Origin of the sequence: Streptomyces sp. NPDC012466 (assembly GCF_042955215.1) — a bacterium.
GTDB lineage: Bacteria > Actinomycetota > Actinomycetes > Streptomycetales > Streptomycetaceae > Streptomyces.
Genome location: NZ_JBIBEQ010000002.1, coordinates 687,378 through 701,223, shown reverse-complemented (window position 1 = coordinate 701,223; position 13,846 = coordinate 687,378). Strand labels below are relative to the sequence as shown.

Here is a 13,846-nt window from a genome sequence, read left to right as displayed (position 1 = left end):
CGGCCACCTGGTCACCACCGCACCGGAGGGCTGCGCGGACGGTGGTGTCCTCCCTCGTCCCTGAGTGCGATGTGCTTGCCGTAGGGGTGCGTTGAGAGGTTTGCGACTCTAGTTGTCATCCGCACATTTCCCTTGAAACCGGGCCTGTGTGTCGGAACGGTGAAGGCGGCCTTTCCGGTGAGATCACTCCATTGGCGGCACAACTCGCGCGCACGCCACGCGTTGACACAGCGCCGGGCATCCGCCCGGATGTTTGTGTCAACCCCAAGGAGCACCTCTCCATGTCGCGTATCGCGAAGGGCCTGGTCCTGACCTCCGCTGCCGCTGCCGCTGTCGCGGGCAGCACCGGCATCGCCGCCGCCGACAGTGGCGCGCAGGCCGCCGCCGCCCACTCCCCGGGCGTGCTGTCCGGCAACGTCGTCCAGGTTCCGCTGCACATCCCGGTCAACGTCTGCGGCAACACGGTCGACATCATCGGCCTGCTGAACCCGGCGTTCGGCAACGAGTGCGAGAACGACTGACGTCGCCTCGAAACCTGACCGGCCGTTCTCCTGCGGGACCACGCGGGAGAACGGCCGGTTCACGTTGCCCCGAACGGGGGCGCGTGAGCGGTCCGGCGGACGGGCGACACGCACGCCGCCTCACCAGGGGGGACGCCATGGACCCGGGGAGACGGCGCTGACCTGGTGCGTTCGCTCGGTTGCGGCGCGTTGCGGCCACTCGCACGGTGGGCACAAGATCCGACGCACCACCGAAAGGAACCCCCATGCGTCTGCCCGCACGGCGAATCGCGACCCCCGCGCTCTGCGCCACGCTGCTGCTCGGGGTGACCGGGCCCGCGGCCGTGGCCGCCGACAGCGCATCGGCCCGGGAGCACACCCACGCCGCGTCCCGGGAGCCGGTCCCCGCCGCGGACGAACTGCTCGGCCAGGTCGAGAGCCTGGGCGACCTCGGCGGCGTACTCGTCCCGGTCGCCGACCTGCTGACCGCCGTGCTCAAGGCGGACGACGGCCAGCTGCCGCACTCGCAGGCGGCCAAGCTGAGCACCTCGGTGCAGGACGCCATCGACCACGCGAGCGCGGCGGCCCCGGCGACCCCGGTCCCCGGGGCCGCGCCGGGCACCACCGCCCCGGACAGCCCTTTGCCGCAGGCCAGCACGCTGCCCGCGCCCGTCGAGGACCGCGCCGAGCTGCCCGAGGGCCTCGCGGCCGAGGCCCTGGCCGCCCTGGAGAAGGCCACCGACGGGCTGGTCAAGGCCGTCACCTCCGGCGACGCCGCGCAGGTCACCCCGGCGGTCAACGCCGTCGTGACCGGGCTCGTCAACGCCGTCGCGGCCACGCTCGTCGGCAGTGAACTGCCCGCCCCCGACCTGGCCGGCCTGCCCTCCCTGCCGAAGGCCCCCTGAGGCTCCTCTCGCTCACCCCGTCGTCGTGCCGGCCCCCGGACCGGCACGACTTCTGTTTCAGCGACTCATATGAGGTTCCGGCGACGGGGTTTCCGCTCCGGACAGACATCGTTAGGCACGGCGTCCGAATTCACCGCCGGTGACATCAGTCGCCGAAGAAAGGATTCACGATGAAATCCCTGAAGGCCGCCGCCGTCGTCGCCGGTTCCCTCGTCGTCGCGGGTGCCGCCGCACCCGCACACGCCGCCTACGACCCCGCCAACGTGACCCCCACCAGCCTCAACGGCGCCGTCAACGCGCTCACCAGGGAGCCCATCGACCCGATGCCGCTCAAGCACCAGTCCAACGCGCTCGACACCGAGAACAAGGACTCCGTGCTCAACACCGTCAAGCAGGCGACCGCCCAGCTGAACTCCAACGGCGGCCTCCTCGGCGGTCTTCCGCTGCCGAAGTGACCCCACCCGCACCCGCCGGGGCACGCACGGCGGGTGCCGGCCGGGCGTTCGCCCTGCTGCTCCTCGTCACGGGAGCGGCCGGGCTGCTGGCGTCCTGGATCATCACCCTCGACAGGTTCAAGCTGCTCGAGGACCCGGACTTCACCCCCGGCTGCAGCCTGAACCCCGTGGTGTCCTGCGGCAGCGTCCTGGAGAGCGACCAGGCCGAGGTGTTCGGTTTCCCCAACCCGATGCTGGGACTGGTCGCCTACGGCGTCGTGATCTGCGTCGGCCTGAGCCTGCTGGCCGGTGCCCGCTTCCCCCGCTGGTACTGGCTGGCCTTCGACGCGGGATGCCTCTTCGGCGTGGGGTTCGTGACGTGGCTGCAGTTCGAGTCGCTGTACCGGATCAACGCGCTGTGCCTGTGGTGCTGCCTGGCCTGGGCCGCGACGATCCCCTTGTTCTGGTACGTGACGTCGTTCGCTGTGCGCCGGGGGTTCCTCCCCGCGCCCGGGCCGGTGCGCCGTTTCCTCGACGAGTTCACCTGGGTGCCGCCGGTGCTGCACCTCGGCGTCGTCGGCATGCTGGTCCTGACGCGCTGGTGGGACTTCTGGACCGGCTGACGGCACCCGGCCGCAGGCGGGGCCGGTCCGTCGTATTACTGCGGCAGTCGGGGGAATTGTGCGCTGGCGCGGTTCCCCGGCTCGTTACTCGGTACGCACGCTGAGCCCCCGACACGTGAAAGGGACCGTACCCCAGATGAAGTCGACCACCCGAGGAACCCTCGCCGCAGTGATCACGTGTGTGGCGGCCGCGACCGGCGCCGCCGCGACCCCCGCCGCCGCGGTCGTCACGGTCCCCGTCCCCCTGCCGCTGGGCGGTGCCGAGAAGGCACTCGACATGGAACTGCCCGAGGCCACCGGGCAGCTCCCCGTGCCGGTTCCGGGCTCGCCCGAGGGGCCCCGCTACGTCGAGGGCCGGCTCATCCCCGACCGCGCCGTCCCGCAGCTGCCCGTCCACGGCGGGCTGCCCGGCGCGGACCTGCGGACGCCCCTGCCGCACCTCCTCGGCGCCGGCTTCGACCACGTGGGCGTCGACGCCCCCGCCTCCGACCTGCGGACGCTGGCCCCCGGTGCCTCTGTCGACGCCCCGCTCACCTCGCCCACCGCGGACGGCTTCGGCCTGCCCCAGGCGAAGCTCCCGCAGGCGGGCGTGGTGGCTCCGCTGGTGCAGACGGTCCCGACGGCGGACCTGGGCATCGGCCCCGGCCTGTAGGGCGACGGGGCGAACCGGGTGTTCTCGTGTGGCCCTCGCGGCGGTGACCGCGGGGGCCTTCGGGCTGTTACCGCTACGACAACCCGAGCGCAACGAGGAGCACGACATGGTCGTAGGGGTCGGCGGAGTACCGGTGGGAGCAGCGGAGGACGGGGAGACGAGAGGCACCCGGCGGGGTCTGCTGCGCGGCCTGATGGCCACGGCGGCCGGCGCCGCACTCACGCCCGTCGTCATGGCCTCATGGCCACAAGCGTCCGACGGCAAGAACACCGACGTGTGGGCCGACGACGGCACGTTCGAGGAGACCTACCGGGGCCGCCGCATCCGCGGTGTCCCCGTCCCTTCCGGGGAGCGGCAGTTCGGTGACGTGGACTGGCACGTCACCGTCGACGGACGGCCGCTGCACCTGATGCGCCGCGCGGACGGCAGCTGGCTGAGCATGGTCGACCACTACCGCTCCTACCCCACCCCCCTGGCGGCGACCCGCGCGGCCGTCGACGAACTGGGCCCGGGGCAGCGCCTGCGCGACCTGCCCGGCCACGGCCCGGGCCACCTGGAGGGGGGAGAGCATGGCGTACACGCGTAAGGACGTCAGCACCCTCACCCGCGGTGAGAAGCGCCGGTTCGTGAAGGCCATGCTGGAGGTGAAACGGCGCGGCGAGTACGACGAGTTCGTACGGACGCACATCGAGTACTACACCTCCGACGGCGAGGACGGCCTGCGCACGGCCCACATGGCGCCCTCCTTCCTGCCCTGGCACCGGCAGTTCCTGCTGGACCTGGAGAAGGCGCTGCGCCGGGTCGATTCGTCGGTGTCGGTGCCGTACTGGGACTGGACGCGCGACCGCACGACCACCTCCACGCCGTGGACCGCCGACCTCCTCGGCGGCACCGGGCGGCGCTCCGACCGCCGGGTGATGACCGGGCCGTTCGCCTACGCGGAGGGCAACTGGACCATCAAGGAGGGCGTGACCGACGAGGAGTTCCTCACCCGGGACCTCGGCCGCCCCCGCGACCCCATCGAGCTGCCCACCAGGGCCGAGCTGGAACGGGCCCTGAAGGACCCGGTCTACGACGCCTCCCCCTGGGACTCGACGGTGGCCAAGGGCTTCCGCAACAAGCTGGAGGGGTGGGGGAGAGGGCGGGGCAGCGTCTCCTGGCAGAACCACAACCGGGTGCACCGCTGGGTCGGCGGGGCCATGGTCGGCGGCGCCTCCGTCAACGACCCGGTCTTCTGGATGCACCACGCCTTCGTCGACCTGGTGTGGTCCCGCTGGCAGCGGCGGCACCGCGAGCACCGCTACCTCCCGGCGAAGCCGCCCGGGCCGTCCAGCGCCCAGTACCGCCGGGTCGTGGCGCGGCACGAGAGGCTGCCGCCCTGGGACGTGACGCCGGATCAGCTGGAGGACCACGAGCGGTTCTACCGGTACGCGTGAGGCATCGTCGCTACGGCATGCGAAGAGCCCCGGCACGCTGGGTGCCGGGGCTCTACGTGTGTGCCAGGTGTACGGATCAGTGGCCGTACCCGTGGCCACCCGGGTGGCCCTTGGTGTCGTCCTTGTTTTCGCACTCGTTGCCGAACGCCGGGTTGAGCAGACCGACCACGTTCACGGTGTTGCCGCACACGTTGATCGGGATGTGGACCGGAACCTGGACGACGTTGCCCGAGAGGACGCCCGGCGACCCCACGGCCGCGCCCTGGGCACCCGCGTCGGCCAGGGCCAGACCGGCCCCGCTGAGCACCACGGCACCCGTGCTGAGCGCGACACCGGCCGCCTTCGCGATGCGAGACATCACGTTCTCCTTCTGAATCGGAAAACACGGCGGCAGGTGGCGCCGTCGTGCTTCCCGTTCAACGCGCCCGTACACGGGGAGTCACGGCGAGCATGGCCGGATCACCCATCTTGGACAGGCACGCACGCCAGACGGGTCATCGCGGTTGCGTCAGGAGTCGTCAGTGGCTTTCAGCGCTCGTCAGGGAAGCCGGCGCACGGGCGCGCCGTCGAGATACGCGCGGATGTCCTCGACGGCCTGGCCGTAATAGGTCGCGTAGTTGGCGCGGGAGACGTAGCCCAGATGCGGGGTGGCGAGCAGGCGAGAGGCCGAGCGCATCGGGTGGCCGGCGGGCAGCGGCTCGACGTCGAAGACGTCCACGGCGGCTCCGGCGATCCGGCCCGCGCGCAGCGCGTCGAGGAGAGCGTCCTGGTCGACGATCGCCGCCCGGGAGGTGTTGATCAGGTAGGCGGTCGGCTTGAGGAGGGCGAGTTCGGCGGGGCCGAGCAGGCCGCGGGTGCGGTCGCCGAGCGCGAGGTGGACGGACACGAAGTCACTGTTCGCGAGCAGCTCCTCCTTGGAGCCCGCGAGGCCGACACCGACCTCGTCGGCGCGCTCACGGGTGAGGTTCTGACTCCAGGCGCTCACGTGCATGCCGAAGGCGAGCCCGACCTGGGCGACACGACCGCCGATCTTCCCCAGGCCGAGCAACCCGAGACGCCGACCGTGCAGATCCGCGCCGACGGTGCTCTGCCAGGGGCCGCCGGAGCGCAGGGCGTTGCTCTCCTCGACGACGCCGCGCGCGAGGCCGAGCAGCAGCGCCCAGGTCAGTTCGACGGGCGGGGTGGAGGAACTGGCCGTGCCGCACACCGTGACGCCGTGCGCCTCGGCGGCCGCGTAGTCGATCACGGAGTTCCGCATGCCGGAGGCGACGATCAGTTTCAGCCGGGGGAGCCGGGCGATCAGCGATGCGGGGAACGGCACGCGTTCGCGCAGGGTCACCACGATGTCGAAGTCGGCAAGGGCGGCGACGAGATCGTCCTCGTCGTCGATGTGCCGGTCGAACGCCACGACCTCCACGTCGTCCGCGACCACCGACCAGTCGGCGACCTCGGTCGCCACCTGCTGAAAGTCGTCCAGCACAGCACAGCGCAGCCGCACGTCGTGCCCCTTTCACGGCCGTGGTCCGGTCAGGGGACCATGATCGCCCGCGGGGACGCCGAACGGAAAGCCCTCGTCCGGAGCCGACCAGCAAAAAGCCCTCCCCTAGGGGAGGGCGGAGACTTGCGCCCCCGGCAGGACTCGAACCTGCGGCCAAGCGCTTAGAAGATGCGGGCAAGCCTCAGTAGGTCGACTCGGCCGGCCTACATCGACACCATGCTGGGCTGTTGAAAGTCGCTGCCGTCCGCCGCCGTTGCCGTCAGGATTGCCGTCACCGCGAGGATCCGAGCTGGGCGGATCTCTACTGCGGTTGACCCTCGAGCGGAACGTGCCAGAGGACCCCGGCCGGGCGGTGTGTGCGCTCCCTTCATGCGCTGGTTGCGACCTTGTGTGACTTGCCTGGCCGCAGCACGGTTCTAGGTAAACGCTGCTCGGTGCCTGCAAGACCACCAAGGAAGGGCGGTACGTAATGGGTTCAGCCAGTCAGTGGGCACGTGAGACCTTCGGAGACATAGCCAGCGAACTGGCCGACATCATCCCAGCTTGCCTCTCCCGGGCTCATGATCGAGCACGCACAGGGCAGGAGGGCGTCCATACCCAGACGCTCGAAGCCTACGGGCATGGCCTATACGCGGTGCAATACGAGGAACTGGCCGCCGGCATCTCCGAGCTTGGCGAACCAGTGCGCCTCCAAGGACGGACGATGATGCTTGTCCGCGGGAACCTCATCTACCCCCTCCGCTACGCGAAGAAGGACGTGCCCGTCACGGCTGCACGTCTCCGTCGAGCCACAGGCTTCCGGGCAGACCTGATCCGACGCCACGGCCCGCCGGCCATGCAGCAAGCATTCGACTTGGACCTAGGGGAGCTCGAGGACGTCGAGGTCCACCCGGACCTGGAGCTACTTCCCGAAGACGTGCGGCTTGTCCTGGTCGCCTACGCCTGCTCAATGGAGAAGGGAGTCATGCGCATTGAGTGGGGCTCTGCGGAGCTACGTAGGGAGGACCGGTACCTGATCTGGCACTGTCACGAGCCGCTGCCCATCACAGGTTGACCCGGAGCGGTGAGCCAGCGTCAACGGCTCCCGACCCTAGCTCTCCGGGTGCACGCACAACCCTCACAGGAGCGAAGCTCATTCGAGGGCCCCAGGCCAGAGCAGGGTGGGGGCTGTCACCCTTGAGTCTTGCCTCACCGCTGGTCGGCCCCGGACTGTCCTTCTCACACGCTTGGTGGAGCCTAGATGAGCGAATCATGTTGGCGGTGTCGTCCGTCATGCAGCGTGCTCCAGTGTCGAAGACACCAACGCTGACGTAGCAAGGGGCACTGACACACTGACCCTGGTCTGGGCTGACAACCAGCCAGTAGTCAGCCCCTCGTGCAGACAGACAGCACCGACAGCCGGTAGCTTGGAGACCTGACGTCGGCCAGGAAGGACCCATCATGCGGGAGTCGCGCTCACCTGAGCATGATTCTGTCAGCATCGTCTTTATTGGAGCCTTCAATCCTCGGATTTTTCAGCCAGCTTGGTTTGTCTCCCAAGGGCTCATTCCAGCTGACGAGTCGAGTGAAGCTAACGTTCAAATCATCAATAATGACTTCTGCGCTTTCGAAACCGACTGGGTGCGCATCGAGGTCGTTGATACACGCTGGATGATCTCAAGCAAGGAACTCCCTGTCTTCGAACCAATGAGGGATCTAGCGCTTGGGACATTTTCAGCCCTAAGTAGCACCCCGATCACGAAGATTGGCCTCAACGCGCATGCGCATTACACGTCTCCGTCGCGCGAGGCGCTAGACAGCTTTGGGCATCAAGTAGCACCAAAGGAACAATTGTGGAATCCAATTCTAGAGGACCCTCGGACGGTCACTGTACGCGTACAGGGGGATCGGCCGGACAAGTATGAGGGAAGCGTTCGCGTAAAGGTTGAACCTTCATCCATCATCCCTGATGGCCTCTTTGTTGATGTAAATGATGAGTTTCTCAATCATGATTCCACAACACCAAGTTGGGCGATCGACGTTCTCAATGAAGAGTGGGAATCGCATAGGGAAAGAGTAAGTCGTTGTAGGCGGCACATCGTTTCTAGCCTGTGGGGGGAGCTATGACGATTGCTATGAACGGCAATATTGCACCGACAGCCCGGGAGGACGTTCGAGCATCTTCTTCAATCCTGCCTAGTGCAGCTCCGGTAGGTACTATGGGCGACAAGGTGGTGATTGAGGAAAGGATCGAGCTTAACAGTGCGGCCCCTGTGCGACGTCGCGTGAATGGAATTCGCGTTCCAAATCGCACCCAGAACCTTGACCCACTGCAAGCTGGACGCTTTATTCCGCTCGCGCGTTGGGAGGGAGTTGTGACCGAGCGTTTCGATTCCTACTTTGCTGCAGATGTCATCGACCTGGACTCCGGTGAAGAGGCGACCGCGGAGTTCGAGATGGATCAAGTACTTCCCGGTGATATTCCGCTGTGCGAGCCCGGTTCTCTGTTCTATTGGAGTGTGGGCTACCGCGTGTCAGCTAAGGGGCAGCGAAAGCGTTCAAATTACCTGCGCTTTCGTAGGGTTGGAAACGCAGCGAGAGGCTAACTTTGCTCCAAAGCGCGCGCCTCCCTGCCGTACTCGAGCAGCCGCCGCAGCCACACGAGATTGAGGTCAGCATCTTCGGCCCTGGCCTAGGTGAGTGCGTCCTGGTACATCTGGGGGATAACGAGTGGGTCGTTGTCGACTCGTGCATTGATCCGGTGACGAAGAATCCAGTGGCCCTGGATTATTTTTCAAGAATCGGCGTTAATCCTGCGACCTCTATCGCCGTAATCGTCGCCTCCCATTGGCATGATGATCACGTTCGTGGAATTTCCAAAGTGCTGAACGCTGCGAAGCAAGCAAAGTTCATCGCGGCCAGCGCCACGACACGTGAAGAATTCCACGCGCTCACTCTCTTGCCTCCTCCGTCTCCTAGGTTCTCCTCTGGTGTATCAGAACTCGCCGAAACTCGCAGAATCGTAGAGGAACGTCGTACTGCCGGCGGCTTTCAGTTGGGCCTAGCTGTGGGAGGTAGGTTGCTGCTACGCCGGCCCGGATTGCCCATCAATGAAGTCTGGTCGCTCAGTCCGTCTGATGAAGACACCATTCGTGGGTTGCAACATCTAGCCAACCTGGTCGCTCCTCCGGGCGCCGTTTACCGCGTGCCAAGCATGGAGCCAAACGATTTGAGTGTCGTTCTTCAGTTGCAGAGTGTGGCCGGGTCTATCCTCCTTGGGGGAGACCTAGAGCATTACAAAAGAGGGCGCTCCAGAGGATGGCACGCTGTGATCGATCAGGGTGAGAGACCTCCAGGCAAGTCGGCCATCTTTAAGATCTCGCATCACGGCTCCTACAATGGCGACTGCCCTGAAATCTGGGAACATATGCTGGAAAAGGAGGTAATCTCGATACTCTCGCCGTTCCAGCGTGGCAGTGTTTCCCTGCCTCGCCAGTCCGACGTGGAAAGAATCCGTAAGAGTTGCGATCGAGCCTACCTGACCAGTAACAGGCGGGCTCGCTCAACGAGATCCCCTGACGTCCAGAAGATGATCAGGCAATCCACTAAATCTTTCACGCCGCGCAGCACAAACATGGGGCATGTGCAAGTTCGATTCACAGGAACCGAATGGTTGGTCCGTGGTACCGAATGCGCAGCACGCCTTTAGCTCTCCACTAGGTCGGCGGAGCGGCTTTGGGCTGGAGCTGCTTTGGGGCGAGTGATCATGGCCCCGTAAGCTTCCGGCGCGTCGGGCAGTCTGTGGACCTGCCCGTTAAAGCACGACGTTGGGGCCATGATCTTCGAGGCTCGCCCCAAAGTGGCTGCCTAAAGCCGTGGAGCCGACCGCCCCAGCCACAGAGGGTGTCTCCTACCCTCTGCCCGCAGCCGCCGAGCGCGCCGCCGGGCGCGGCCAGCCGGGGCGCAGACAGGAGGCAGGCCGCGCCGCAGAGGCGGCGCGCGCCCGCGCCGTGCGCGGGCACTTGATGATGTAGGGAAAGTTGTACCGCGCCCATGATCGAGTCGCTCGATCGTGGCCTGTCGGCTCACCGCTGATCTCGGCTACCGTTCCATGCATGCCTTCTGCACTGGACACGCCTCAGGGAGCGGCTGAACTCGCCGAGTCTCTGCTTCCCCAGCTCGGGAATCGCTGGCTGCACACTCAGGCTGTGGCCGCTCGGGCGCGTGAGGCTTCCGCGGCTGTGTCCGAGGCTGACCGGGATCTCCTCGTCGCCGCAGCGTGGCTGCATGACATCGGTTACGCCCCCGAGCTGCGCGAGACCGGATTCCATCCCCTCGACGGTGCCCGTCACCTCGAAGCGCTGGGTGCGCCGGCGCGTCTCGTGCGGCTGGTCGCTCACCACTCCGGGGCCGTGTACGAAGCAGAGCAGCGCGGTCTGTCGGCAGAGCTGGCCGTCTACGAGCGGGAAGATTCCCCCGTCCTCGATGCGCTGATCTTCGCCGACATGACGACCGGCCCCGCTGGACAGTCCTTCCCCTTCGACACGCGCATTGACGAGATCCTCGTCCGTTACGAGCCGGGCAGTGAGGTGCACAACGCGATCAGCAAGGCGCGTCCTTACCTCCAGGCCGCCGTCGAGCGAACCCTCGACCGCATGGCCGCTCAGCCGAGGTAGGGCTCGGTCCGGTCGGCCAATCCGTGGTCGATCCGCATGCGCATCGACGGGTGGATGGTCAGCTCGTCCAGCCTGCTCGGATCGACGAATGCCACTTCCTTGCTCTCGCTGCTGGTTCGCAGCTGGCCGCCGACGATGCGGGCGTGGAAGCAGATGGAGAACTGCTGGCGGACCTCGCCGTCGTCGTACGCCATGACGTGTCCGGGGTTCGTGTAGATCCCGACCAGGCCGGTGACCTCGACGTCGAACCCGGTCTCTTCCTTGGTCTCGCGTACGGCCGCGTCGGGTGCTGACTCGCCCAGGTCGATGCCGCCGCCGGGCAGGGCCCACAGATCGTTGTCGGTCTTGTGGATCAGCAGGACCTCCCCGGCCTCGTTGCGGGCCACGGCGGTCACGGAGGGAACGAGGCTGTTCGCCTTCGGGGCGTTCGGATCTTTGAAGTAGTCGACGCGTGCCATGTGCTCAGCGTTGCACGCCTGGAGTCGGTTATCCCTTCCGGCCCTGCTCCCATGCGTAGTCGAAACTCCGCATGTAGTGCCGGAACGTCCGCGCTCCCGGCAGGTACTTGAAGTGCATCACAGGGTTCTGTCCGGCGGGCGCTCCGAGCACGTGGGGATTCACCAACACGTCGTCGTCGAACCGGTAGATCGAGTTGTAGAGGATCGTGTCGTGCAGCCGGATCTCAACGCCGGGCGTCGACATGGCGGGCTGCAAGTACCGGCGGGTGATCCGCGCTCGCGCCGCCAGGTCGTCGCCGATGCCCTCCTCCTCGCCACGCTGCCGCACAGCCGCGGATTCGGGATCGCCCAGCAGGATGCGAACCTGGGCGCCGGCCTTCGCCTTCTCTGCCAACTGGTCCGGCAGGTCCGGGTGACTGTCGAAGAGGAACAGTCCCGCGTACACCAAGATGTCGACCTGGTCCGTCGCCTTCTCGATCAGAGACGACCACAGCGGGGCAGGGACCGCGCCTCGGTGCGGGTAGTACGTGATCAGCTCCGACGCGCTCGCCTTCTCGGCCTGCTTCTCGACTGAGGGCCAGACGTAGACCTCGTCGACCCCGAGGAAGCTCGCGGCCTTCCAGCGGTGCCCCCGGTGCGGAGTCCGGTTCGTGGTGATCCAGCGCTCGACGCTCTTGGGGTCCACTCCGACGTGCTCGGCAACGGACTGGATCGTCTCGCCCTTCGCTGAAATCGCTGCGCGCAGACGCTCGTTCGCCATGACGTTCCCTCCCTGGGGACCCGTAGGGACGTTTTGACGATAGCTCAGACGTCCCTAAACGTCCATGCGGGCCGTGATGCGTCCACCCCCTTTCGCGGTCTCCTGGTCTCACCGACGGGACGTCGGCCAAGAACCCACCACAGCAGGAGACAAGACGATGCGTCAGATTCCCGTGGACACCTCCGCCGCGACCGTGATGGTCGCCAAGACCCCGCAGCCGAAGGTGAAGGACCGCCGTACCGGCGAGATCGCCATGGACGTCGAGTCCGGCGCGAAGCTGATGACGGTCGACGTGATGTTCGCGGCCAACGACGAAGTGGAAATCCTGTCCGTCACCGTCCCCGAGCCGGGCATCTCCGGTGAGCTGACCATGGGCACGCCGGTCGCGCTCACGGGCCTGATTGCCCGGCCGTGGGAGAACGACTTCAACGGTCAGAAGCGGCACGGCATCGCCTTCCGCGCGGTCGCCGTCACCTCCCTGGCCGCCGCTGCCACGAACTCGAAGGCGGCCCGACAGTGACCGCCTTCACGGTCGCTCTGGTGCTGGTCGTCGCCGCTGCGGGTCTCCTGCGGTGGCGGCGCCCCGCCTGGTACTGGCTGACCTTCGGGGTCCTCGTCGCCAGCGTGCGGGTCCTGGTCCGCTACGCCTCGGTCATGGACGCCTGCGGCCTGACGGTCCCGCCCTCGCGCTGGCGCCTGGCTCTGGCCCGGGTGGCCAACCGGCCGGTGCCGGAGTCCCGTGTCCCGCGCATCCTGCGGTTACGGCCCACCCGCACCGGCCTGGTCCTGCGGCTCAAGCTCCGACCGGGACAGGACGCCTTTGACGTGGCGGCCGCGACGGACCGGCTGCGCCACTCCTTCGGGATGTACGGCGTGACCTCCCGCGAAGTCCGCTCGGGCGTCGTTGAGGTGCGGATGACCGGCTACGACGTGCTCAAGCAGGTCCAGATGCCCGCCAAGACCGATACGCGTCCGATGCGGGTCCCGGTCGCGCTGCGGGAGGACGGCTCGGTGCACTACCGCGACTACCGCGCCGTCCCCCATGGCCTGACCCTTGGGGCGACGGAGTCCGGCAAGTCCGTCTACCAGCGCAACCTGGTCGCCGGGCTCGCCCCGCAGCACGTCGCCCTCGTGGGCATCGATTGCAAGCAAGGCGTCGAACTGTTCCCGCTCGCTCGCCGCTTCTCCGCACTGGCCGACAACCCGGACACCGCCCTTGAACTGCTCGAAGCGCTGGTTGAGCACATGGGGGAGGTCTACCAACTGATCCGGGCCGAGCAGCGCATCAGTGTCGCGGTGCCGGATGCGGAGATCGCCGCCGACATCTGGGACCTGCCCGACGACATCCGCCCTGTCCCGGTCGTGGTCCTGGTCGACGAGGTCGCCGAACTCGCCCTGTTCGCCAGCAAGGAGGAGGAGAAGCGTCGGGACCGGATCATCACCGCGCTGGTGCGTCTCGCCCAGCTCGGCCGTGCGGCCGGCATCTACTTGGAGATCTGCGGGCAGCGCTTCGGCTCCGAACTCGGCAAGGGCATCACCATGCTCCGTGCTCAGCTCACCGGCCGCACCGCTCACCGCGTCAACGACGAAACCTCCGCGAACATGGCCTTCGGTGACATCTCCCCGGACGCCGTCCTGGCTGCCATCCAGATCCCCGCTGAGACACGCGGCATCGCGATCGCCGGTGACTCCACCGGTGGCTGGCACCGCATCCGCGCCCCGCACACCTCGCTGCGCCAGGCCGTGAACACCTGCAACAAGCACGCCGACCGCACCCCCGACTTGCCTGCCCTGGCCGCCTACCGGCCCGCGGTCGCCGCGCTGCCCTCGGCCCGGGTGCCGCTGTCCAAGACAGCCCCCGCCGCCGCCTGACCCTCCCGCTTCACCGGTCGGCGTGACCGCTTCGCGCCAGGTCCCTACCCCTC

The 13,846-nt window shown here is 67.2% G+C and carries 18 protein-coding genes; 14 read left to right on the top strand and 4 right to left on the bottom strand.

Annotated elements, in window-relative coordinates; translation table 11 throughout:
- Window positions 1-281: 281 nt before the first annotated feature.
- The 7 genes from chpG to ACFY9E_RS10680 all read left to right on the top strand — a co-directional run bounded on the left by chpG (window position 282) and on the right by ACFY9E_RS10680 (window position 4,550).
- On the top strand, window positions 282-521 hold the full coding sequence (gene chpG / locus ACFY9E_RS10710; protein WP_030838293.1) for a chaplin ChpG: 240 nt from the start codon (window positions 282-284) through the stop codon (window positions 519-521).
- Window positions 522-766: 245 nt separating this feature from the next.
- Window positions 767-1,405 carry a hypothetical protein gene (locus ACFY9E_RS10705; RefSeq protein WP_390981409.1) on the top strand — a complete coding sequence of 213 codons (639 nt, stop codon included), beginning with the start codon at window positions 767-769 and terminating at the stop codon, window positions 1,403-1,405.
- A gap of 170 nt (window positions 1,406-1,575) precedes the next feature.
- Window positions 1,576-1,860, top strand: a complete 285-nt coding sequence (locus tag ACFY9E_RS10700; protein WP_390981407.1) for a hypothetical protein — start codon at window positions 1,576-1,578, stop codon at window positions 1,858-1,860.
- Complete coding sequence (locus tag ACFY9E_RS10695; RefSeq protein ID WP_390981405.1) at window positions 1,857-2,462, top strand: vitamin K epoxide reductase family protein; 606 nt, start codon at window positions 1,857-1,859, stop codon at window positions 2,460-2,462. The genes ACFY9E_RS10700 and ACFY9E_RS10695 overlap by 4 nt, the downstream gene beginning before the upstream one ends.
- A gap of 136 nt (window positions 2,463-2,598) precedes the next feature.
- Window positions 2,599-3,114 carry a hypothetical protein gene (locus ACFY9E_RS10690; protein WP_390981403.1) on the top strand — a complete coding sequence of 172 codons (516 nt, stop codon included), beginning with the start codon at window positions 2,599-2,601 and terminating at the stop codon, window positions 3,112-3,114.
- Window positions 3,115-3,220: 106 nt separating this feature from the next.
- Window positions 3,221-3,700: a tyrosinase family oxidase copper chaperone gene (locus tag ACFY9E_RS10685; RefSeq protein WP_390981401.1), complete on the top strand. Its 480-nt coding sequence runs from the start codon at window positions 3,221-3,223 to the stop codon at window positions 3,698-3,700.
- On the top strand, window positions 3,684-4,550 hold the full coding sequence (locus ACFY9E_RS10680) for a tyrosinase family protein (protein ID WP_390981399.1): 867 nt from the start codon (window positions 3,684-3,686) through the stop codon (window positions 4,548-4,550). Before ACFY9E_RS10685 ends, ACFY9E_RS10680 begins: the two co-directional genes overlap by 17 nt.
- Window positions 4,551-4,626: 76 nt before the next feature.
- Here the strand turns inward: ACFY9E_RS10680 and ACFY9E_RS10675 are convergent, their stop codons facing one another.
- Together ACFY9E_RS10675 and ACFY9E_RS10670 are read right to left on the bottom strand one after the other, a co-directional pair.
- Complete coding sequence (locus ACFY9E_RS10675) at window positions 4,627-4,908, bottom strand: chaplin family protein (protein WP_390981397.1); 282 nt, start codon at window positions 4,906-4,908, stop codon at window positions 4,627-4,629.
- Between the two features lie 180 nt (window positions 4,909-5,088).
- A complete protein-coding gene (locus ACFY9E_RS10670; protein ID WP_390981395.1) occupies window positions 5,089-6,048 on the bottom strand; it encodes an NAD(P)-dependent oxidoreductase in 960 nt (319 codons plus the stop codon).
- Window positions 6,049-6,517: 469 nt separating this feature from the next.
- On the opposite strand from ACFY9E_RS10670, the gene ACFY9E_RS10665 reads away from it, so the two are divergent.
- The 5 genes from ACFY9E_RS10665 (at window position 6,518) to ACFY9E_RS10645 (ending at window position 10,703) form a co-directional block, all read left to right on the top strand.
- Window positions 6,518-7,102: a hypothetical protein gene (locus tag ACFY9E_RS10665; protein ID WP_390981393.1), complete on the top strand. Its 585-nt coding sequence runs from the start codon at window positions 6,518-6,520 to the stop codon at window positions 7,100-7,102.
- Window positions 7,103-7,488: 386 nt separating this feature from the next.
- Window positions 7,489-8,154 carry a hypothetical protein gene (locus tag ACFY9E_RS10660; RefSeq protein ID WP_390981391.1) on the top strand — a complete coding sequence of 222 codons (666 nt, stop codon included), beginning with the start codon at window positions 7,489-7,491 and terminating at the stop codon, window positions 8,152-8,154.
- A complete protein-coding gene (locus ACFY9E_RS10655; RefSeq protein WP_390981389.1) occupies window positions 8,151-8,633 on the top strand; it encodes a hypothetical protein in 483 nt (160 codons plus the stop codon). The genes ACFY9E_RS10660 and ACFY9E_RS10655 overlap by 4 nt, the downstream gene beginning before the upstream one ends.
- Window positions 8,634-8,635: 2 nt before the next feature.
- Entirely contained in the window at window positions 8,636-9,736 is a 1,101-nt protein-coding gene (locus ACFY9E_RS10650) for an MBL fold metallo-hydrolase (protein WP_390981387.1), read from the top strand.
- A gap of 406 nt (window positions 9,737-10,142) precedes the next feature.
- A complete protein-coding gene (locus ACFY9E_RS10645; protein WP_359628120.1) occupies window positions 10,143-10,703 on the top strand; it encodes an HD domain-containing protein in 561 nt (186 codons plus the stop codon).
- Here ACFY9E_RS10645 and ACFY9E_RS10640 read toward each other — a convergent pair.
- Window positions 10,691-11,161, bottom strand: coding sequence for an NUDIX domain-containing protein (locus ACFY9E_RS10640; RefSeq protein ID WP_390981385.1), 471 nt, complete (start codon window positions 11,159-11,161; stop codon window positions 10,691-10,693). The two genes, ACFY9E_RS10645 and ACFY9E_RS10640, sit on opposite strands and share 13 nt — an antisense overlap.
- Before the next feature lie 28 nt (window positions 11,162-11,189).
- The gene (locus ACFY9E_RS10635; RefSeq protein ID WP_390981383.1) at window positions 11,190-11,921 is read right to left on the bottom strand and encodes an XRE family transcriptional regulator; all 732 of its coding nucleotides are present in this window, start codon (window positions 11,919-11,921) and stop codon (window positions 11,190-11,192) included.
- A gap of 157 nt (window positions 11,922-12,078) precedes the next feature.
- On the opposite strand from ACFY9E_RS10635, the gene ACFY9E_RS10630 reads away from it, so the two are divergent.
- Together ACFY9E_RS10630 and ACFY9E_RS10625 are read left to right on the top strand one after the other, a co-directional pair.
- On the top strand, window positions 12,079-12,441 hold the full coding sequence (locus ACFY9E_RS10630; protein ID WP_390981381.1) for a hypothetical protein: 363 nt from the start codon (window positions 12,079-12,081) through the stop codon (window positions 12,439-12,441).
- On the top strand, window positions 12,438-13,793 hold the full coding sequence (locus ACFY9E_RS10625) for an FtsK/SpoIIIE domain-containing protein (protein WP_390981379.1): 1,356 nt from the start codon (window positions 12,438-12,440) through the stop codon (window positions 13,791-13,793). Before ACFY9E_RS10630 ends, ACFY9E_RS10625 begins: the two co-directional genes overlap by 4 nt.
- Window positions 13,794-13,846 lie beyond the last annotated feature (53 nt).

Coding starts and splice junctions, on each gene's coding strand:
- chpG (WP_030838293.1), top strand. CDS start 282: ATGTCGCGTATCGCGAAGGGCCTGGTCCTGACCTCCGCTGCCGCTGCC.
- ACFY9E_RS10705 (WP_390981409.1), top strand. CDS start 767: ATGCGTCTGCCCGCACGGCGAATCGCGACCCCCGCGCTCTGCGCCACG.
- ACFY9E_RS10700 (WP_390981407.1), top strand. CDS start 1,576: ATGAAATCCCTGAAGGCCGCCGCCGTCGTCGCCGGTTCCCTCGTCGTC.
- ACFY9E_RS10690 (WP_390981403.1), top strand. CDS start 2,599: ATGAAGTCGACCACCCGAGGAACCCTCGCCGCAGTGATCACGTGTGTG.
- ACFY9E_RS10685 (WP_390981401.1), top strand. CDS start 3,221: ATGGTCGTAGGGGTCGGCGGAGTACCGGTGGGAGCAGCGGAGGACGGG.
- ACFY9E_RS10680 (WP_390981399.1), top strand. CDS start 3,684: ATGGCGTACACGCGTAAGGACGTCAGCACCCTCACCCGCGGTGAGAAG.
- ACFY9E_RS10675 (WP_390981397.1), bottom strand. CDS start 4,908: ATGTCTCGCATCGCGAAGGCGGCCGGTGTCGCGCTCAGCACGGGTGCC.
- ACFY9E_RS10665 (WP_390981393.1), top strand. CDS start 6,518: ATGGGTTCAGCCAGTCAGTGGGCACGTGAGACCTTCGGAGACATAGCC.
- ACFY9E_RS10660 (WP_390981391.1), top strand. CDS start 7,489: ATGCGGGAGTCGCGCTCACCTGAGCATGATTCTGTCAGCATCGTCTTT.
- ACFY9E_RS10655 (WP_390981389.1), top strand. CDS start 8,151: ATGACGATTGCTATGAACGGCAATATTGCACCGACAGCCCGGGAGGAC.
- ACFY9E_RS10645 (WP_359628120.1), top strand. CDS start 10,143: ATGCCTTCTGCACTGGACACGCCTCAGGGAGCGGCTGAACTCGCCGAG.
- ACFY9E_RS10640 (WP_390981385.1), bottom strand. CDS start 11,161: ATGGCACGCGTCGACTACTTCAAAGATCCGAACGCCCCGAAGGCGAAC.
- ACFY9E_RS10635 (WP_390981383.1), bottom strand. CDS start 11,921: ATGGCGAACGAGCGTCTGCGCGCAGCGATTTCAGCGAAGGGCGAGACG.
- ACFY9E_RS10630 (WP_390981381.1), top strand. CDS start 12,079: ATGCGTCAGATTCCCGTGGACACCTCCGCCGCGACCGTGATGGTCGCC.